A 19,465-nucleotide genomic window follows, 5' to 3' on the forward strand; every position below is an offset into this window, starting at 1 on the left:
GAGAAACCAGCGCCCGCTGTGTAGGCAACCTGTGGGCACGCCGTTATCATGCGTGCCTTGTGGCTCAGTGAGATCGGCATGCTGTCATTACTAAGGCTTCTTCAAGATGGGCGTTTTCATTCGGGTGAAGCGCTTGGCGCTGCCTTGGGTGTCAGTCGCTCTGCGATATGGAAGCAATTACAGGTTATGGAGGCTGAGTGGGCTTTGCCTGTTCACCGGGTTCGCGGGCGCGGCTATCGCTTGGAGAGCCAGCTTTTGCTTTTGGATGAAGATGTACTGGCAGTCAACGGGGCTGCTCGGGGCTGGCCGTTGAGCATTTTGCCCACGGTGGATTCGACTAATGCCGAAGTGTTAAGGCGTCTGGCCAGTGGTCATGTGCCGCCGTTTATCATGTTGGCGGAGCGCCAGACTGCGGGACGTGGCCGACGTGGGCGCAGTTGGGTGAGTCCATTCGGCGAAAACCTCAATTACAGTCTGGCTCTTCAGATCGATGGTGGGAGGCGTCAGCTGGAGGGCTTGAGTCTGGTTGTGGGCTTGGCCTTGCTGCGTGCATTGCAGGCGTCCGGGGTGGTTCGAGCTGGGCTGAAGTGGCCTAATGACTTGTTGGTCGATGGTCGCAAGATCGCTGGAATCCTTCTGGAGTTGTCTGGCGATCCCGCCGATGTGTGCCACGTGGTGATAGGTATCGGTGTCAATGTGAACATGCTGGTCGACAAGGGAAGCATCGATCAGCCCTGGACCTCTATGCGTGCTGAGTTAGGGGGGGCGGTAGATCGTAATGAGTTTGTATGTGAGCTCAATCGCCAGTTATCGCTGTATCTGGGTATGCATCAAGCGCATGGGTTTTCCGCTTTGAGAAATGAGTGGCAGGACAACCATCTTTGGCAAGGGCGTAGCGTGACGCTAGCCACGGGTGCCAACCCGATTACAGGTGTGGTGTTAGGGGTCGATCAGTCAGGCGCCATTCGTTTGCGTGTTGCCGGAGTCGAGCAAAATTTCAGCGGTGGAGAGCTCAGTTTGAGGTTGAGTGATGATTCTTGAGCTCGATTGTGGAAATAGTTTTATCAAATGGCGACTCGTTTCAGGTGGTGGCGCGAGCGCGCGTTGTGGTGGTGTTGTTGGTGCAGATGAAGAGCTGATTCAGGCCGTGCGAAAGCAATTGGTTAGTTTGCGTGCTTGTCGTCTAGTGAGTGTGCGCACGGATGAAGAGACAGGGCGGCTTATTGATGCGCTAGAGCGAGCTTTTTCCATCGAGTGTGTTTGTGCGCATCCGGCTGGCGAGTTGGCTGGTGTCCGTAATGGTTATGAGCAGTATGAGCGTCTTGGGCTTGACCGGTGGCTGGCTTTGGTTGGTGCCTACCGGCAGGCCCGGCAAGCCTGTTTGGTGCTTGATCTAGGCACTGCAGTGACCTCCGATTTTGTTGATGCTGATGGGCAGCATCTTGGCGGGTTTATTTGTCCTGGCGTGCCGTTGATGCGAGATCAATTGCGAACTCATACTCGGCGGACGCGTTATGACGACCAGCTTGCCGAGCGGGCTATGCAGAGCTTGGCGCCGGGACGCTCAACGGCGGAAGCTGTTGAGCGGGGCTGCTCGTTGATGCTGCAGGGGTTTGTTCATACTCAGCTGGATATGGCTCGTGAATATTGGGGGGAGCATTTTGTTGTCTTCTTAACTGGTGGCGATGCTGCCTTAGTGGTCGACATGATGCCTGATGCTCGGGTCGTGCCTGATCTGGTCTTTATCGGCTTGGCTATCGCCTGTCCGTTGCGTTGAGGTCGAGCATGCGTTGGATGTTCTTGTTGCTGGTTGTGTTGAACTTATTTTATTACGTGTGGCATCAGCAGCAGGCGCCTTTACGTCCTAAAGAGGTTGCTCCGCTGGCGCTTACCCAGGACAGCAAGCGCGATATTCATTTGTTGAGCGAGTCTGCTGAGCCGGCACGGCGTGAGCGCGCCGGATCCGAGGCGGCAGACGCTGTTTGCCTGTTCCTTGGCGGCTTTGAATCGGAGTCTGCCGCTGTGGCGGTTGAGCAGCGTCTGCTCAGTCTCGATATTCGCTCGCGAGTGCAGTCCGTGGAGGCCGCTGCGGCAATCGATTATTGGGTGTATTTGCCGCCGCTCGCGTCTCGTCAGGCCTCGCTTCGACAATTGAAGGAGTTGCAGGCGCGGAAGATTGACAGCTACATCATTACTCAGGGCGATTTGGCCAACGGCATATCGCTGGGAATCTTTCCTCGCGAAGACTCAGCGAAGAGTGTGATGCAGCGTCTGCGTGATGCTGGTTACGAGTCTGAGCTCAGGGCGTTGTCGCGTACTCATCGAGGCTATTGGGTGCGTATTGCCCCTGAGAGTCGTCGTTTGGTCGGCGATGCGTTGTTGCAGAACTTGGCTTTTGACTTCAATGGGTTGCAGCATCAATTAATGCCTTGCGAAAGCATTGCAACCTCGCGTTAGATTGAATAGAATGGCGCCCGCTTCGCAGGGTGATTGTAATGGTCAATCTGCAAAGTTGCTGTCAGTGCAGCTAACCTCAGGTTTTTAATGAGAAAATGCTTGACAGTAGGGTGGCTTCTAAAGAGAATGCCGCCTCCTTTTGGAGGGATTCCCGAGCGGCCAAAGGGATCAGACTGTAAATCTGACGTCATCGACTTCGAAGGTTCGAATCCTTCTCCCTCCACCAGATTTAGCGTGAGCTGCAGGCTCCGCGGGTATAGTTCAGTGGTAGAACCTCAGCCTTCCAAGCTGATGATGCGGGTTCGATTCCCGCTACCCGCTCCAGGCTTGTGGTTGGCGTAATGTGTAACGCTCATGTAGCTCAGCTGGTAGAGCACACCCTTGGTAAGGGTGAGGTCAGCGGTTCGAGTCCGCTCATGAGCTCCATTCGACAAAGGCAGATATGAAAGTATCTGCCTTTGTTTTAATGGCGATATGACTTGCTCAATTTTTCGTTTGGAGACAGTCGAGATGGCTAAAGAAAAGTTTGAACGTAATAAGCCGCACGTCAACGTTGGCACTATCGGCCACGTCGACCATGGTAAAACCACTCTGACTGCAGCGCTGACCAAGGTTTGCGCTGAGACTTGGGGTGGCTCTGCGCGTGACTTCTCCCAGATCGACAACGCCCCGGAAGAAAAGGCGCGTGGTATCACCATTAACACGTCTCACGTTGAGTACGACTCGGCCATCCGTCACTACGCCCACGTAGATTGCCCGGGTCACGCCGACTATGTGAAGAACATGATCACCGGTGCGGCGCAGATGGATGGCGCTATCCTGGTTTGCTCGGCTGCTGACGGCCCGATGCCGCAGACTCGTGAGCATATCTTGCTGTCTCGTCAGGTAGGCGTTCCTTACATCGTGGTGTTCCTGAACAAGGCTGACATGGTGGATGATGCCGAGCTGTTGGAGCTGGTTGAGATGGAAGTGCGTGACCTGCTGTCGGCTTACGACTTCCCGGGCGACGACACTCCGATCGTGATCGGTTCCGCGTTGATGGCGTTGAATGGTCAGGATGACGGCGAGATGGGTGTCACTGCTGTCCGTAAGCTGGTTGAAACGCTGGATAGCTACATTCCTGAGCCTGTGCGTGCGATCGATAAGCCGTTCCTGATGCCGATTGAGGATGTTTTCTCGATCTCCGGGCGTGGCACTGTGGTGACTGGTCGTATCGAGCGCGGGATTATCAAGATTCAGGAAGAGGTCGAGATTGTCGGTATTCGTAATACCGCCAAGACCATTTGTACCGGTGTTGAGATGTTCCGCAAGCTGCTCGATGAAGGGCGTGCTGGTGAGAACTGCGGTATTTTGTTGCGTGGCACCAAGCGCGATGATGTGGAGCGTGGCCAGGTTCTGGCTAAGCCCGGCACCATCAAGCCGCACACCAAATTCGAGGGTGAGGTGTACGTGTTGTCGAAGGAGGAGGGTGGTCGCCATACTCCGTTCTTCAAGGGTTATCGTCCGCAGTTCTACTTCCGCACTACCGATGTAACCGGTAACTGCGAGTTGCCGGATGGCGTTGAGATGGTGATGCCGGGCGACAATGTCAAGATGGTTGTCACGCTGATCGCGCCGATTGCTATGGAAGATGGTCTGCGTTTTGCGATTCGTGAAGGCGGTCGTACCGTCGGTGCGGGTGTGGTTGCCAAGATCATCGAGTAATCGGTTGATCTGTCTTCGTTGGGCCGGCATAATGGTCGGCCTGATTTCAGTTTTAGGTCAGTAGCTCAATTGGCAGAGCGGCGGTCTCCAAAACCGCAGGTTGGGGGTTCGATTCCCTCCTGACCTGCCATTTTCTAACGAATTTGGCGTGTCTTCTCACAGGGTTCTCGTAAATGAATGTTAAGGCTGAAGCCAAAGATTCGCGCTTTGATCTGCTGAAGTGGGTGGTGGTATCCGCTTTGGTGGTGGTGGGTGTGGTTGGTAATCAGTACTTCTCTGCTGAGCCAATCCTGTATCGCGTGCTGGCGTTGCTTGTACTTGCGATCGTTGCTGGTGCTGTTGCGCTGCAAACGACCAAGGGTCAGGCTTTTCTCGAGCTGGCAAAAGAAGCGCGCATCGAAATTCGTAAGGTCGTTTGGCCAACCCGTCAGGAAACCACGCAGACCACGTTGATTGTCGTGGCTGTTGTTCTGGTTATGGCACTGCTGTTGTGGGGGCTAGACGCCCTGCTAGGTTGGCTTGTTTCGTTTGTAGTCGGTTGAAGGTGTCCCGTGGCTAAGCGTTGGTACGTTGTGCATGCTTACTCGGGTTACGAGAAGCATGTGATGCGCTCGTTGATCGAGCGTGTAAAGCTCGCCGGTATGGAAGATGGTTTCGGTGAGATTCTGGTTCCTACTGAAGAAGTAGTGGAAATGCGCAATGGCCAGAAGCGCAAAAGCGAGCGCAAGTTCTTTCCTGGTTATGTGCTGGTGCAGATGGACATGAACGAGGGTACTTGGCATTTGGTCAAGGATACGCCTCGGGTCATGGGCTTTATCGGCGGCACTGCCGATAAGCCGGCAGCTATTACCGATAAAGAAGCTGAAGCCATTTTGCGTCGCGTCGCTGATAGTGGTGACAAGCCCAAGCCGAAGACGCTGTTCGAGCCGGGTGAGATGGTTCGTGTGGTTGACGGTCCGTTCGCTGACTTTAGCGGTGTGGTTGAAGAAGTGAATTATGAAAAGAGCCGTATCCAGGTGGCGGTGACCATTTTTGGTCGTTCGACACCGGTCGAGCTGGAGTTCAGTCAGGTCGAAAAGGCATAACTGACATAAGCATCCCTTACCCCGCAGCCCTGGGCTGCGGGGTTTTGTCGTCACTGGGATAAACGTGTAATAACCGGGGAGCCGCAAGGCGCTAGAACCCGTAACTGGAGTAGCTCATGGCTAAGAAAATTACGGCTTATATCAAGCTGCAAGTAAAGGCTGCGCAAGCCAACCCAAGCCCACCTGTTGGCCCGGCACTGGGTCAGCACGGCGTGAACATCATGGAGTTCTGCAAGGCGTTCAACGCCAGGACTCAGGGTATGGAGCCCGGTCTGCCGACACCAGTGATCATCACTGTATACAGCGACCGCAGCTTTACCTTTGAAACCAAAAGCACCCCTGCTTCGGTTCTGTTGAAGAAAGCGGCTGGCTTGACCAGTGGTTCGGCTCGCCCGAACACCGTCAAGGTTGGCACTGTGACTCGTGCTCAGTTGGAAGAGATCGCCAAGACCAAACAGGCTGATCTGACTTCCGCTGATATGGATGCGGCCGTGCGCACTATCGCCGGTTCTGCTCGCAGCATGGGCCTCAACGTGGAGGGTGTGTAATGGCTAAGCTGACCAAGCGTCAAAAGGCAATCGCGGCGAAGATCGAGCCGGGCAAAGCCTACAATTTCACCGAAGCGGCTGCTCTGTTGGCTGAGCTTTCGGCTGTCAAGTTCTCCGAATCTGTTGATGTCGCTGTGAATCTCGGTGTAGATCCGCGCAAATCCGACCAGGTTGTGCGTGGCGCTACCGTGCTGCCGAACGGCTCCGGTAAAAGCGTGCGGGTTGCCGTGTTCACCCAGGGCCCGGCTGCTGAAGCGGCTCTGGCCGCCGGTGCCGATCGCGTAGGCATGGACGAGTTGGCTGCCGAGATGAAGGGCGGCGATCTGAACTATGACGTGGTTATCGCTTCCCCCGATGCCATGCGCGTTGTCGGTCAGTTGGGCCAGATTCTCGGTCCGCGCGGCCTGATGCCGAACCCGAAAGTCGGCACAGTAACCCCGGACGTGGCTACTGCGGTGAAGAATGCCAAGGCCGGTCAGATCCGCTTCCGTACCGACAAGAACGGCATCATTCACGGTTCCGTAGGTAAGGTTGGCTTTGACGCTGAGAAATTGAAGCAGAACGTCGAAGCGCTGATCTCCGATCTGAAGCGTCTGAAGCCGTCGACTTCGAAAGGCATCTACGTCAAGCGCGTGACCCTGAGTACCACCATGGGTCCTGGTCTGGTTATCGACCAGGCTTCGCTCGACGCGTAACGAATCCGGCTGGCGCAAGCGATTGCGTCAGTCTGCAAAATTGGGGTCCCTGCCTGGCGGGGGCTATCCAAGACCGTAGGTGGCGCAAGCCTTAAACCCGGTGAGCGATTTCCGGCAGCCTACGCAGATGGTGCTCCCGATTCTTACCGAATCAGACACCAAAACGCCGTCCAGTCTCGGTTGGACGAAACGGTAACATCCAGGAGTAAACCCGTGGCAATTAAACTCGAAGACAAAAAGGCCATCGTCGCTGAAGTCAACGAGGCTGCCAAAGCTGCCCTGTCCGCTGTCGTGGCTGATGCCCGTGGCGTGACCGTAGCTGCAATGACCGGACTCCGTAAAGAGGCCCGCGCATCTGGTGTGTACGTGAAAGTCGTGCGTAACACCCTGCTGCGCCGCGCCGTTGAGGGCACTCAGTTCGACGTGCTCAACGACGTGTTCAAAGGCCCGACCCTGATTGCGTTTTCCAATGAACATCCGGGCGCTGCTGCCCGTATTTTCAAGGATTTCTCCAAGGGTCAGGACAAGTTCGAGATCAAGGCAGCTGCGTTCGAGGGTCAGTTCCTCGCAGCCAATCAGATCGACGTACTGGCAACTCTGCCGACTTACAACGAAGCGATTTCCCAGCTGATGAGCGTGATGCAAGGCGCTACCAGCAAGTTCGTTCGTACTTTGGCGGCTGTTCGCGACCAGAAAGAAGCTGCGGCGGCCTAAGGCTGACAGCGTCGTCTTTCAATCTTATTTGTTTAATTTGATGGCCGCGAAGGCTGTCCCCCAATACAGGAATTTAGAGTCATGGCTCTGACCAACGAAGACATCATCAACGCCGTTTCCGACATGTCCGTGATGCAGGTTGTTGAACTGATCAAGGCAATGGAAGAGAAGTTCGGTGTGACTGCCGCTGCTGCTGCTGGCCCGGCCGCTGCCGTTGCCGCTGTAGCTGAAGAGCAGACCGAGTTCAACGTCGTGCTGCTGGAAGCTGGCGAGAAGAAAGTAAACGTGATCAAGGCTGTCCGCGAACTGACCGGTCTGGGTCTGAAAGAAGCCAAGGCAGTAGTTGACGGCGCTCCTGGCGTGGTTAAAGAAGGCGTTTCGAAGGATGAAGCTGCAGCTGCAGTCAAAGTCCTGGAAGAAGCTGGCGCTAAAGTCGAGCTCAAGTAAGCGACGACCTTGCGTCTACAGCCTGAGCGATTCGCGTAAGGCTGATGGCTGGTGGCTTTTGCCACCGGCCTTTTTCCGTTGTAGGTCGGCTATTCATTGGCCGGCCCTCAATGGAGGCAACCCACCCTGAGCGGTGGCGCAAACCAAAGGGTTTGCAAGAGTTTCTGGCTGCTCCCATCGGAGAGGCCAAATAAGCAGGTGACCAAGCTGGGGAACGCTGATGGCTTACTCATACACTGAGAAAAAACGTATCCGCAAGGACTTTAGCAAGTTGCCGGATGTCATGGATGTGCCTTATCTCCTGGCCATCCAGCTGGATTCGTATCGCGAATTCCTGCAGGCGGGAGCGACCAAGGACCAGTTTCGTGACATCGGCCTGCATGCGGCCTTCAAGTCCGTTTTCCCGATCATCAGCTACTCCGGCAATGCGGCTCTGGAGTATGTTGGTTATCGCTTGGGCGATCCGGCATTTGACGTAAAAGAATGCGTGTTGCGCGGCGTCACCTTCGCCGTGCCGCTGCGGGTGAAAGTGCGCCTGATCATTTTCGACAAAGAATCGTCGAACAAAGCGATCAAGGACATTAAAGAGCAAGAAGTTTACATGGGGGAAATCCCCCTGATGACCGAGAACGGTACCTTCGTTATCAACGGTACCGAGCGCGTCATCGTCTCCCAGTTGCATCGCTCCCCAGGCGTGTTCTTCGATCACGATCGTGGCAAGACTCACAGCTCGGGCAAGCTGCTGTACTCGGCGCGGATCATTCCTTACCGCGGTTCCTGGTTGGACTTCGAGTTCGATCCGAAGGACGCCGTATTCGTGCGTATCGACCGTCGCCGCAAGTTGCCGGCGTCGGTGCTGCTGCGTGCGCTGGGTTACAGCACTGAAGAAGTGCTGGATGCCTTCTATGCGACCAACGTATTCCATGTGAAGGGCGAGACCCTCACTCTGGAGCTGGTACCGCAGCGCCTGCGCGGTGAAATCGCGGTTCTCGACATCAAGGACGAGAAGGGCAAGGTCATCGTTGAGCAGGGCCGCCGGATTACTGCGCGCCATATCAATCAGCTGGACAAGGCCGGCACCAAAGAGCTGGAAGTGCCGATTGACTACCTGATCGGGCGCACCAGTGCCAAGGCCATCGTCCATCCGTCGACGGGCGAAATCATCGCCGAGTGCAACACCGAGTTGAGCGTTGAGATCCTGGCCAAAGTGGTCAAGGCCCAGGTTGTGCGCATCGAAACGCTGTACACCAACGACATCGATTGTGGTCCGTTCATCTCCGATACCCTGAAGATCGACAGCACCACCAATCAGTTGGAAGCGCTGGTCGAGATTTATCGCATGATGCGTCCCGGCGAGCCGCCAACCAAGGACGCTGCTGAAACCCTGTTCAACAACTTGTTCTTCAGCCCCGAGCGTTACGACCTTTCTGCAGTAGGTCGGATGAAGTTCAACCGGCGTATCGGGCGCACCGAAATCGAAGGTTCGGGCGTGCTGTGCAAGGAAGACATCGTCGCGGTTCTCAAGACCCTGGTCGACATCCGCAACGGCAAAGGCATCGTCGACGACATCGACCACCTGGGTAACCGCCGCGTGCGTTGCGTTGGCGAGATGGCCGAGAACCAGTTCCGTGTGGGCCTGGTGCGCGTCGAGCGCGCGGTCAAGGAACGCCTGTCGATGGCCGAAAGCGAAGGCCTGATGCCGCAGGATTTGATCAACGCCAAGCCGGTTGCGGCAGCGGTGAAAGAATTCTTCGGTTCCAGCCAGCTGTCGCAGTTCATGGACCAGAACAACCCGCTCTCCGAGATCACCCACAAGCGCCGTGTTTCGGCGCTCGGTCCGGGCGGTCTGACCCGTGAGCGCGCCGGCTTCGAAGTGCGTGACGTACACCCGACCCACTACGGCCGCGTGTGCCCGATCGAGACCCCTGAAGGGCCGAACATCGGTCTGATCAACTCCCTGGCCGCCTATGCGCGCACCAACCAGTACGGTTTCCTCGAGAGCCCGTACCGGGTGGTGAACGACACCCTGGTGACTGACGAGATCGTCTTCCTGTCGGCGATCGAAGAGGCCGATCACGTGATCGCCCAGGCTTCGGCGACCATGAACGACAAAGGTCAGCTGGTCGATGAGTTGGTGGCCGTGCGTCACCTCAACGAGTTCACCGTCAAGGCGCCGGAAGACGTCACCCTGATGGACGTTTCGCCCAAGCAGGTGGTTTCGGTCGCCGCTTCGTTGATTCCGTTCCTCGAGCACGACGACGCCAACCGTGCGTTGATGGGTTCGAACATGCAGCGTCAGGCTGTACCCACCCTGCGTGCCGACAAGCCGCTGGTCGGTACCGGCATGGAGCGCAACGTGGCGCGCGACTCCGGCGTGTGCGTCGTGGCGCGGCGTGGCGGGGTGATCGACTCGGTCGATGCCAGCCGTGTGGTGGTGCGGGTCAACGACGACGAAGTCGAGACTGGCGAAGCCGGTGTCGACATCTACAACCTGACCAAGTACACCCGCTCCAACCAGAACACCTGCATCAACCAGCGTCCGCTGGTGAGCAAGGGCGACAAGGTCGAGCGCAGCGACATCCTGGCCGACGGCCCGTCCACCGACATGGGTGAACTGGCGCTGGGTCAGAACATGCGCGTCGCGTTTATGCCGTGGAACGGTTTCAACTTCGAAGACTCCATCTGTCTGTCCGAGCGCGTGGTGCAGGAAGATCGCTTCACCACCATCCACATCCAGGAACTGACCTGTGTGGCCCGCGACACCAAGCTCGGTTCGGAAGAAATCACCTCCGACATCCCGAACGTCGGTGAGTCTGCACTGAACAAGCTGGACGAAGCAGGCATCGTCTATGTCGGCGCCGAAGTCGGCCCTGGCGACATCCTGGTCGGCAAGGTCACGCCAAAAGGCGAAACCCAGCTGACTCCGGAAGAGAAGCTGCTGCGTGCGATCTTCGGTGAGAAGGCGTCCGATGTGAAGGACACCTCCCTGCGCGTGCCGACTGGCACCAAAGGCACCGTCATCGACGTACAGGTGTTCACTCGCGATGGCGTCGAGCGCGATGCGCGCGCCCTGTCGATCGAGAAGAGCCAGCTCGACGAAATCCGCAAGGATCTCAACGAAGAATTCCGCATCGTCGAAGGCGCCACCTTCGAGCGTCTGCGTGCAGCCCTGGTCGGCAAGAAGGCCGAAGGCGGTGCGGGCCTGAAGAAGGGCGCGGAGATCAGCGACGAGTTCCTCGACGGCCTCGAGCGTGGTCAGTGGTTCAAGCTGCGCATGGCCGACGACGCGCTGAACGAGCAGTTGGAGAAGGCCCAGGCCTATATCTCCGACCGCCGTCAGCTGCTCGACGACAAGTTCGAAGACAAGAAGCGCAAACTGCAGCAGGGCGATGACCTGGCGCCGGGCGTGTTGAAGATCGTCAAGGTCTACCTGGCCATTCGCCGGCGCATCCAGCCGGGCGACAAGATGGCCGGCCGTCACGGTAACAAGGGTGTGGTCTCGGTGATCATGCCGGTCGAAGACATGCCGCACGACGTCAACGGCACGCCGGTCGACATCGTTCTCAACCCGCTGGGCGTACCCTCGCGGATGAACGTCGGGCAGATCCTCGAAACCCACCTGGGCCTCGCGGCCAAGGGGTTGGGCGAGAAGATCAACCGCATGCTCGAAGAGCAGCGCAAGGTCGCCGAGCTGCGCAAGTTCATGCAGCAGATCTACAACGAGATCGGTGGCCGTCAGGAGAGCCTGGATGAACTGAGCGATCAGGAAATCCTCAACCTGGCGAAGAACCTGCGCGGCGGTGTGCCGATGGCCACCCCGGTGTTCGACGGCGCCAAGGAAAGCGAAATCAAGGCCATGCTGAAACTGGCGGATCTGCCGGAAAGCGGCCAGATGCGCCTGATCGACGGCCGAACCGGCAACCAGTTCGAGCGTCCGACCACCGTTGGCTACATGTACATGCTGAAACTGAACCACCTGGTGGACGACAAGATGCACGCGCGTTCCACGGGCTCCTACAGCCTGGTTACCCAGCAGCCGCTGGGTGGTAAGGCGCAGTTCGGTGGTCAGCGCTTCGGTGAGATGGAGGTCTGGGCACTGGAAGCCTATGGCGCCGCCTACACCCTGCAGGAAATGCTGACCGTTAAGTCGGATGACGTGAACGGCCGTACCAAGATGTACAAAAACATCGTGGACGGCGATCACCGGATGGAGCCGGGCATGCCCGAGTCCTTCAACGTGCTGATCAAAGAGATCCGTTCGCTCGGTATCGACATCGATCTGGAAACCGAATAACACGTGACGCGAATCGGGAGCGGGGCTGCATGGCCCGCTCTCTGCTCCGCCAGGAGGAAAGGCCTTGAAAGACCTACTGAATTTGCTGAAAAACCAGGGTCAAGTCGAAGAGTTCGACGCCATCCGTATCGGATTGGCCTCGCCTGAGATGATCCGTTCGTGGTCGTTCGGTGAAGTTAAAAAGCCGGAAACCATCAACTACCGTACCTTCAAGCCCGAGCGCGACGGTCTGTTCTGCGCCAAGATCTTTGGCCCGGTAAAAGATTACGAGTGCCTGTGCGGCAAGTACAAACGCCTCAAGCATCGCGGTGTGATCTGCGAGAAGTGTGGCGTCGAAGTGGCCCTGGCCAAAGTTCGTCGTGAGCGCATGGCGCACATCGAACTAGCGTCGCCGGTTGCCCACATCTGGTTCCTCAAGTCGCTGCCGAGCCGTATCGGTTTGCTGATGGACATGACCCTGCGGGATATCGAGCGCGTACTCTATTTCGAGAGCTACGTGGTGATCGATCCGGGCATGACCACCCTGGAAAAAAACCAGCTGCTCAACGACGAACAGTACTTCGAAGCCCTCGAAGAGTTCGGTGACGACTTCGACGCCCGCATGGGTGCCGAGGCCGTGCGCGAGCTGCTGCACGCGATCGACCTGGAGCACGAGATTGGCCGTCTGCGCGAAGAAATTCCGCAAACCAACTCGGAAACCAAGATCAAGAAGCTGTCCAAGCGCCTGAAGCTGATGGAGGCCTTCCTCGGCTCCGGCAACCTGCCCGAGTGGATGGTGTTGACCGTGCTGCCGGTTCTGCCGCCGGATCTGCGTCCGCTGGTGCCGCTCGACGGTGGCCGCTTCGCGACCTCGGATCTCAACGATCTGTATCGCCGCGTGATCAACCGTAACAACCGCCTCAAGCGCCTGCTCGATCTGTCCGCGCCGGACATCATCGTGCGCAACGAAAAGCGCATGCTGCAGGAAGCGGTCGATGCCCTGCTCGACAACGGCCGTCGCGGTCGCGCCATCACCGGCTCGAACAAGCGCCCGCTGAAGTCCCTGGCCGACATGATCAAGGGTAAGCAAGGCCGCTTCCGGCAGAACCTGCTCGGTAAGCGCGTGGACTACTCCGGTCGTTCGGTCATTACCGTCGGTCCGACCCTGCGTCTGCACCAGTGCGGTCTGCCGAAGAAGATGGCCCTCGAGCTGTTCAAACCGTTCATTTTCGGCAAGCTGGAAATGCGTGGTCTGGCGACCACCATCAAAGCCGCGAAGAAGATGGTCGAGCGCGAGCTGCCGGAAGTCTGGGACGTGCTCGCCGAGGTGATCCGCGAACACCCGGTACTGCTCAACCGTGCGCCGACCCTGCACCGTCTGGGTATCCAGGCGTTCGAGCCGGTTCTGATCGAAGGCAAGGCGATCCAGCTGCACCCGCTGGTCTGCGCCGCGTACAACGCCGACTTCGACGGCGACCAAATGGCCGTGCACGTGCCGCTGACGCTGGAAGCCCAGCTGGAAGCGCGCGCGCTGATGATGTCGACCAACAACATCCTCTCGCCGGCCAACGGCGAGCCGATCATCGTGCCGTCGCAGGACGTGGTCTTGGGTCTGTATTACATGACCCGCGAGGCGATCAACGCCAAGGGCGAAGGCCGCGTGTTCGCCGATCTGCAGGAAGTCGATCGGGTGTTCCGTGCCGGCGAAGCCTCGCTGCATGCCAAGGTCAAGGTGCGCATCAACGAAGTCATCAAAGATCGTGACGGCTCGATCACCAAGAACACCCGTATCGTCGACACCACTGTCGGCCGCGCGCTGCTGTTCCAGATCGTCCCGGATGGCCTGTCCTATGACGTGGTCAACCAGTCGATGAAGAAGAAGGCGATCTCCAAGCTGATCAACCAGTGCTACCGCACCGTTGGCTTGAAAGACACCGTGATCTTCGCCGACCAGTTGATGTACACCGGTTTCGCCTACTCGACCATCTCCGGTGTGTCGATCGGCGTCAACGACTTCGTCATCCCGGACGAGAAGGCGCGCATCATCGACGCCGCCACCGAGGAAGTTAAAGAGATCGAATCGCAGTACGCCTCCGGCCTGGTCACCCAGGGCGAGAAGTACAACAAGGTGATCGACCTCTGGTCCAAGGCCAACGACGAAGTGTCCAAGGCGATGATGGCCAACCTCTCGAAAGAGAAGGTCATCGACCGTCATGGCAGCGAAGTCGAGCAGGAGTCGTTTAACTCCATGTACATGATGGCCGACTCCGGTGCGCGGGGTTCTGCGGCGCAGATCCGTCAGCTCGCCGGTATGCGCGGTCTGATGGCCAAGCCGGACGGCTCGATCATCGAAACGCCGATCACCGCGAACTTCCGCGAAGGTCTCAGCGTTCTGCAGTACTTCATCTCGACTCACGGTGCACGTAAGGGTCTGGCGGATACCGCGTTGAAGACGGCTAACTCCGGTTACCTGACTCGTCGTCTGGTCGACGTGGCCCAGGATCTGGTGGTGACCGCGATCGATTGCGGCACCGAGCACGGGTTGTTGATGACGCCGCACATTGAAGGCGGCGACGTGGTCGAGCCGCTGGGTGAGCGCGTGTTGGGCCGTGTAATCGCGCGTGACGTGTTCAAGCCGGGCAGCGACGAGCTCCTGGTGCCGGCTGGCACCCTGGTCGACGAGCAGTGGGTCGAGTTCATCGAGCTCAACAGCATCGACGAAGTGATCGTGCGTTCGCCGATCACTTGCGAAACCCGCTACGGTATTTGTGCCAAGTGCTACGGTCGCGACCTGGCTCGTGGCCACCAGATCAACATCGGTGAAGCGGTTGGCGTTATCGCCGCACAGTCGATCGGTGAGCCGGGTACCCAGCTGACCATGCGTACGTTCCACATCGGTGGTGCCGCTAGCCGGACTTCCGCGGCGGACAGCGTGCAAGTGAAGAACGGCGGCATGGTTCGTCTGCACAACCTCAAGCACGTCGAGCGTCTGGACGGCAACCTGGTTGCGGTGTCGCGTTCCGGTGAGTTGGCGATTGCCGACGAGTTCGGGCGTGAGCGCGAGCGCTACAAGCTGCCGTACGGTGCCGTGATTTCGGTGAAGGAAGGTGACAAGGTCGACGCTGGCGCCATCGTCGCCAAGTGGGATCCGCACACCCACCCGATCGTTACCGAAATGAAAGGTACCGTGACCTACGTGGGCATGGAAGAAGGCATCACCATCAAGCGTCAGACCGACGAATTGACCGGTCTGACCAACATCGAAGTCCTCGATCCGAAGGATCGTCCGGCTGCCGGCAAGGACATCCGTCCGGCCGTGAAGATGGTCGGTGTCGATGGCAAGGATCTGCTGCTGCCGGGTACCGACGTACCGGCGCAGTACTTCCTGCCGGCTAACGCCCTGGTGGGTGTCGCCAACGGTGTCCAGGTCGGTGTGGGTGACGTCATCGCCCGTATCCCCCAGGAAACCTCGAAGACCCGCGACATCACCGGTGGTCTGCCGCGCGTGGCCGACCTGTTCGAGGCGCGGCGTCCGAAGGAAGCCTCGATTCTGGCGGAGATCAGCGGCACCATCGCCTTCGGTAAGGAAACCAAAGGCAAGCGTCGCCTGGTGATCACGCCGACCGATGGCAGCGATCCATATGAGGAGCTGATTCCGAAGTGGCGTCACCTCAACGTGTTCGAGGGTGAGCAGGTCAACAAGGGCGAAGTCATCTCCGACGGTCCGAGCGATCCGCACGACATCCTGCGCCTGCTCGGTGTCAGCGCCCTGGCCAAGTACATCGTCAACGAGATTCAGGACGTGTATCGCCTGCAGGGTGTGAAGATCAACGACAAACACATCGAGACCATCCTGCGCCAGATGCTGCGCAAGGTCGAAGTGGCCGAGTCGGGCGATTCCACCTTTATCAAGGGCGATCAGATGGAGCTGACCGCGGTACTGGGTGAGAACGAGCGTCTGGCAGCAGACGACAAGTTCGTCGCCAAATACACCCGCGTGTTGCTGGGCATCACCAAGGCCTCGTTGTCCACCGAATCGTTCATCTCGGCGGCATCGTTCCAGGAAACCACTCGGGTACTCACCGAAGCGGCGGTTACTGGCAAACGCGACTTCTTGCGCGGCCTGAAAGAGAACGTGGTGGTGGGGCGTCTGATCCCGGCGGGTACCGGTCTGGCCTATCACGCCGAGCGCAAGCGCAAGCGTGACGCCGACAAGCCGGTGCGCGTGAGCGCCAGTGAGGTGGAAGCCGCACTGACCGAAGCGCTGAACTCCAGCGGTAATTGAGTGTGCAGTCCTGTTGCTTGGGCAATGGGGCTGCAGCTTGACGGGGCGCGCGAGTCTCATTAGACTCATGCACCCCTAAATTTGGCAGGGCATGTGCCCTGCCAAATTGCTTTTGTTGAAAATAAATAGCGTCGAAAGACAACAGTGGAGCTAGTAGATGGCAACTATCAACCAGCTGGTACGTCAGCCGCGTAAGCGTATCGTCGAGAAATCCGACGTGCCTGCGCTGCAGAACTGCCCGCAACGTCGTGGCGTGTGCACTCGCGTGTACACCACTACGCCGAAAAAACCTAACTCGGCACTGCGTAAAGTCTGCCGTGTGCGTCTGACCAACGGTTTCGAGGTCTCCTCGTACATCGGCGGTGAAGGCCACAACCTGCAAGAGCACAGCGTGGTGCTGATCCGTGGCGGTCGTGTAAAAGACTTGCCTGGTGTGCGTTACCACACCGTTCGCGGCTCCTTGGATACTTCCGGCGTCAAGGGTCGTAACCAGGGTCGTTCGAAGTACGGTACCAAGCGTCCGAAGTAATCGGTGCTTGAGCTGAAAGTGCAATTTTCTATTTTCTGAGTCGATAAGAGTAAGGTCGGGCGCCATTTTTGTGAGGCAGTCCCGGGCTAACCTGAAGACCGTTTGAGGGCTTATCAAATGCCAAGACGTCGTGTAGCAGCCAAGCGCGAAGTGCTTGACGATCCAAAATACGGTAGCCAAATCCTGGCCAAATTCATGAACCACGTGATGGAAAGCGGCAAAAAAGCCGTTGCCGAGCGTATCGTTTATGGCGCCCTGGATAAGGTTAAAGAGCGTAAGAACAGCGATCCCCTGGAAATCTTCGAGAAAGCTCTCGACGCCATCGCTCCGCTGGTCGAAGTGAAGTCGCGCCGTGTAGGCGGTGCTACTTACCAGGTTCCGGTCGAAGTTCGTCCGTCCCGCCGTAATGCTCTTGCCATGCGTTGGTTGGTAGATTTCGCCCGCAAGCGTGGCGAGAAGTCCATGGCTCTGCGCTTGGCTGGCGAGCTGATGGATGCCGCTGAAGGCAAGGGTGCAGCAGTTAAGAAGCGTGAAGACGTGCACCGCATGGCTGAAGCCAACAAGGCCTTCTCGCACTACCGCTTCTAATTTTTGCGCTTCTAAATTTGCGAGGGCTTTATGGCTCGTACTACACCGATTAACCGCTACCGTAACATCGGTATCGTCGCGCACGTGGATGCTGGCAAAACCACCACCACCGAGCGCGTCCTTTTTTACACTGGTAAGAGCCACAAGATGGGCGAGGTGCATGACGGCGCCGCGACCACGGACTGGATGGTGCAGGAGCAGGAGCGTGGTATTACCATTACTTCTGCTGCCATTACCGCCTTCTGGAAAGGTTCCGAGAAGCAGTACAAGGATGAGCACCGCTTCAACGTCATCGATACCCCCGGCCACGTTGACTTCACCATTGAAGTTGAGCGCTCCCTGCGCGTACTCGACGGCGCTGTCGTGGTGTTCTGCGGTACTTCCGGTGTTGAACCCCAGTCGGAAACCGTATGGCGTCAGGCCAACAAGTACGGCGTTCCGCGTCTTGTTTACGTCAACAAGATGGATCGTGCCGGTGCCGACTTCCTGCGCGTGATCGGTCAGATCAAGCAGCGCCTGGGTCACACTCCGGTGCCGATCCAGTTGGCTATCGGTTCCGAAGACAACTTCCAGGGTCAGATCGATCTGATCAACATGCAAGCGGTTTACTGGAACGATGCTGACAAGGGCATGGTTCCCGTGCGCAAGGACATTCCGGCAGAATTGCTGGAAGAAGCCGAGAAGTGGCGCGGCAACATGGTTGAGGCTGCGGCCGAAGCCAACGAAGAGCTGATGAACAAGTACCTCGAAGGTGAAGAGCTCTCCATCGAGGAAATCAAGGGCGCTCTGCGTCAGCGTACTATCGCTGGTGAGATCGTTCTGGCTGTTTGCGGTTCTTCCTTCAAGAACAAGGGCGTTCCCCTGGTTCTCGACGCCGTTATCGACTTCCTTCCTGCGCCTACCGACATTCCTGCCATCAAGGGCTCCCACCCGGATGACGAGGCTGTCCAGTTGGAGCGTCATGCTGACGACAGCGAGCCGTTCTCGGCGCTGGCGTTCAAGATCGCTACCGACCCGTTCGTGGGTACCTTGACCTTCGTTCGCGTTTACTCGGGTGTGTTGAACTCCGGCGACGGCGTGATCAACTCGGTTAAAGGCAAGAAAGAGCGCGTGGGTCGTATGGTGCAAATGCACGCCAACGCCCGTGAAGAAATCAAGGAAGTGCGCGCTGGTGACATCGCGGCCTTGATCGGCATGAAGGACGTCACCACTGGCGAGACTCTGTGCAACGCTGACAAGCCAATCATTCTGGTGCGCATGGACTTCCCGGAGCCGGTTATTTCGGTTGCCGTAGAACCTAAGACCAAGGATGACCAGGAGAAAATGGGTATCGCTCTGGGCAAGCTTGCTCAGGAAGACCCGTCTTTCCGCGTCAAAACCGATGAGGAGACTGGCCAGACGATCATCTCCGGTATGGGCGAGTTGCACCTGGACATCCTGGTCGACCGCATGCGCCGCGAGTTCAACGTCGAAGCCAACATCGGTAAGCCTCAGGTTTCCTACCGTGAGCGCATCACGAAGAGCTGTGAGGTCGAGGGCAAGTTCGTCCGTCAGTCCGGTGGTCGTGGTCAGTTCGGTCACTGCTGGGTTCGCTTCGCGCCTGCCGATGAAGGTCAGGAAGGTCTGCAGTTCGTCAACGAAGTGGTGGGCGGTGTGATTCCGAAGGAATACATCCCGGCTATCCAGAAGGGCATCGAAGAGCAGATGAAGAACGGCGTCGTCGCCGGTTATCCGCTGATCGGCCTGAAGGCTACCGTGTTCGATGGTTCCTACCATGACGTCGACTCCAACGAGATGGCGTTCAAGGTGGCTGCTTCCATGGCGACCAAGCAACTGGCCCAGAAGGGCGGTGGTGAGTTGCTCGAGCCGATCATGGCGGTAGAGGTTGTTACGCCTGAAGACTATATGGGTGACGTGATGGGCGACCTTAACCGCCGTCGCGGCATGATCTTGGGCATGGAAGACACGATCTCCGGCAAGGTGATTCGCGCCGAAGTTCCGCTGGGTGAGATGTTCGGTTATGCGACCGACGTCCGTTCCATGTCTCAGGGTCGCGCAAGCTACTCTATGGAATTCAAAAAATACAATACAGCTCCGTCGCACATCGTCGAATCTGTAACCAAAAAACAAGGCTGATTCA

At 57.8% G+C, this 19,465-nt stretch carries 15 protein-coding genes and 4 tRNA genes; all 19 read left to right on the forward strand.

Translation table 11 applies throughout. The annotated features are described in order from the left end of the window. Nucleotides 1-78: 78 nt before the first annotated feature. The 19 genes from birA to fusA all read left to right on the forward strand — a co-directional run bounded on the left by birA (nucleotide 79) and on the right by fusA (nucleotide 19,461). Nucleotides 79-1,041 (forward strand): bifunctional biotin--[acetyl-CoA-carboxylase] ligase/biotin operon repressor BirA, encoded by a 963-nt coding sequence (gene birA / locus P8H27_RS03420; protein WP_289635587.1) that lies wholly within the window; start codon nucleotides 79-81, stop codon nucleotides 1,039-1,041. Then, complete coding sequence (locus tag P8H27_RS03425; RefSeq protein ID WP_289635220.1) at nucleotides 1,031-1,777, forward strand: pantothenate kinase; 747 nt, start codon at nucleotides 1,031-1,033, stop codon at nucleotides 1,775-1,777. Before birA ends, P8H27_RS03425 begins: the two co-directional genes overlap by 11 nt. Nucleotides 1,778-1,785: 8 nt before the next feature. Continuing rightward, nucleotides 1,786-2,457, forward strand: a complete 672-nt coding sequence (locus tag P8H27_RS03430; protein WP_289635222.1) for an SPOR domain-containing protein — start codon at nucleotides 1,786-1,788, stop codon at nucleotides 2,455-2,457. Nucleotides 2,458-2,598: 141 nt separating this feature from the next. Beyond that, nucleotides 2,599-2,683, forward strand: a tRNA-Tyr gene (locus P8H27_RS03435). A 24-nt stretch (nucleotides 2,684-2,707) separates the two neighbouring features. After that, nucleotides 2,708-2,781 (forward strand) — tRNA-Gly (locus P8H27_RS03440). A gap of 26 nt (nucleotides 2,782-2,807) precedes the next feature. Then, nucleotides 2,808-2,883, forward strand: a tRNA-Thr gene (locus P8H27_RS03445). 84 nt (nucleotides 2,884-2,967) lie between these two features. Beyond that, a complete protein-coding gene (tuf, locus tag P8H27_RS03450; protein ID WP_289635223.1) occupies nucleotides 2,968-4,161 on the forward strand; it encodes an elongation factor Tu in 1,194 nt (397 codons plus the stop codon). A gap of 54 nt (nucleotides 4,162-4,215) precedes the next feature. After that, nucleotides 4,216-4,291 (forward strand) — tRNA-Trp (locus P8H27_RS03455). A gap of 43 nt (nucleotides 4,292-4,334) precedes the next feature. Beyond that, nucleotides 4,335-4,703, forward strand: a complete 369-nt coding sequence (gene secE / locus P8H27_RS03460) for a preprotein translocase subunit SecE (RefSeq protein WP_289635224.1) — start codon at nucleotides 4,335-4,337, stop codon at nucleotides 4,701-4,703. A 9-nt stretch (nucleotides 4,704-4,712) separates the two neighbouring features. Continuing rightward, the gene (gene nusG / locus P8H27_RS03465) at nucleotides 4,713-5,246 is read left to right on the forward strand and encodes a transcription termination/antitermination protein NusG (protein ID WP_090505835.1); all 534 of its coding nucleotides are present in this window, start codon (nucleotides 4,713-4,715) and stop codon (nucleotides 5,244-5,246) included. A 116-nt stretch (nucleotides 5,247-5,362) separates the two neighbouring features. Then, the gene (gene rplK, locus P8H27_RS03470) at nucleotides 5,363-5,794 is read left to right on the forward strand and encodes a 50S ribosomal protein L11 (protein WP_090505833.1); all 432 of its coding nucleotides are present in this window, start codon (nucleotides 5,363-5,365) and stop codon (nucleotides 5,792-5,794) included. Then, nucleotides 5,794-6,489, forward strand: a complete 696-nt coding sequence (gene rplA, locus P8H27_RS03475; protein WP_289635225.1) for a 50S ribosomal protein L1 — start codon at nucleotides 5,794-5,796, stop codon at nucleotides 6,487-6,489. Before rplK ends, rplA begins: the two co-directional genes overlap by 1 nt. Nucleotides 6,490-6,702: 213 nt before the next feature. After that, a complete protein-coding gene (gene rplJ, locus P8H27_RS03480; RefSeq protein ID WP_289635226.1) occupies nucleotides 6,703-7,203 on the forward strand; it encodes a 50S ribosomal protein L10 in 501 nt (166 codons plus the stop codon). Between the two features lie 81 nt (nucleotides 7,204-7,284). Continuing rightward, the gene (gene rplL, locus P8H27_RS03485) at nucleotides 7,285-7,650 is read left to right on the forward strand and encodes a 50S ribosomal protein L7/L12 (RefSeq protein ID WP_090505828.1); all 366 of its coding nucleotides are present in this window, start codon (nucleotides 7,285-7,287) and stop codon (nucleotides 7,648-7,650) included. 220 nt (nucleotides 7,651-7,870) lie between these two features. Further along, nucleotides 7,871-11,944, forward strand: a complete 4,074-nt coding sequence (gene rpoB, locus P8H27_RS03490; RefSeq protein WP_289635227.1) for a DNA-directed RNA polymerase subunit beta — start codon at nucleotides 7,871-7,873, stop codon at nucleotides 11,942-11,944. Between the two features lie 64 nt (nucleotides 11,945-12,008). Beyond that, on the forward strand, nucleotides 12,009-16,208 hold the full coding sequence (rpoC, locus tag P8H27_RS03495) for a DNA-directed RNA polymerase subunit beta' (protein WP_289635228.1): 4,200 nt from the start codon (nucleotides 12,009-12,011) through the stop codon (nucleotides 16,206-16,208). A gap of 157 nt (nucleotides 16,209-16,365) precedes the next feature. Next, nucleotides 16,366-16,737, forward strand: a complete 372-nt coding sequence (gene rpsL, locus P8H27_RS03500; protein ID WP_003186084.1) for a 30S ribosomal protein S12 — start codon at nucleotides 16,366-16,368, stop codon at nucleotides 16,735-16,737. A gap of 117 nt (nucleotides 16,738-16,854) precedes the next feature. Next, nucleotides 16,855-17,325: a 30S ribosomal protein S7 gene (gene rpsG / locus P8H27_RS03505; protein WP_172149911.1), complete on the forward strand. Its 471-nt coding sequence runs from the start codon at nucleotides 16,855-16,857 to the stop codon at nucleotides 17,323-17,325. 30 nt (nucleotides 17,326-17,355) lie between these two features. After that, complete coding sequence (fusA, locus tag P8H27_RS03510; protein ID WP_289635240.1) at nucleotides 17,356-19,461, forward strand: elongation factor G; 2,106 nt, start codon at nucleotides 17,356-17,358, stop codon at nucleotides 19,459-19,461. Nucleotides 19,462-19,465 lie beyond the last annotated feature (4 nt).

This window comes from Pseudomonas sp. sp1636 (assembly GCF_030376615.1).
GTDB lineage: Bacteria > Pseudomonadota > Gammaproteobacteria > Pseudomonadales > Pseudomonadaceae > Aquipseudomonas.

Bases quoted from the DNA above. Each gene is read 5' to 3' on its own strand.
- rpsL (WP_003186084.1), top strand. From the start codon at position 16,366: ATGGCAACTATCAACCAGCTGGTACGTCAGCCGCGTAAGCGTATCGTC.
- rplL (WP_090505828.1), top strand. From the start codon at position 7,285: ATGGCTCTGACCAACGAAGACATCATCAACGCCGTTTCCGACATGTCC.
- P8H27_RS03425 (WP_289635220.1), top strand. From the start codon at position 1,031: ATGATTCTTGAGCTCGATTGTGGAAATAGTTTTATCAAATGGCGACTC.
- rplA (WP_289635225.1), top strand. From the start codon at position 5,794: ATGGCTAAGCTGACCAAGCGTCAAAAGGCAATCGCGGCGAAGATCGAG.
- P8H27_RS03430 (WP_289635222.1), top strand. From the start codon at position 1,786: ATGCGTTGGATGTTCTTGTTGCTGGTTGTGTTGAACTTATTTTATTAC.
- rpoB (WP_289635227.1), top strand. From the start codon at position 7,871: ATGGCTTACTCATACACTGAGAAAAAACGTATCCGCAAGGACTTTAGC.
- fusA (WP_289635240.1), top strand. From the start codon at position 17,356: ATGGCTCGTACTACACCGATTAACCGCTACCGTAACATCGGTATCGTC.
- secE (WP_289635224.1), top strand. From the start codon at position 4,335: ATGAATGTTAAGGCTGAAGCCAAAGATTCGCGCTTTGATCTGCTGAAG.
- birA (WP_289635587.1), top strand. From the start codon at position 79: ATGCTGTCATTACTAAGGCTTCTTCAAGATGGGCGTTTTCATTCGGGT.
- rplK (WP_090505833.1), top strand. From the start codon at position 5,363: ATGGCTAAGAAAATTACGGCTTATATCAAGCTGCAAGTAAAGGCTGCG.
- rpsG (WP_172149911.1), top strand. From the start codon at position 16,855: ATGCCAAGACGTCGTGTAGCAGCCAAGCGCGAAGTGCTTGACGATCCA.
- tuf (WP_289635223.1), top strand. From the start codon at position 2,968: ATGGCTAAAGAAAAGTTTGAACGTAATAAGCCGCACGTCAACGTTGGC.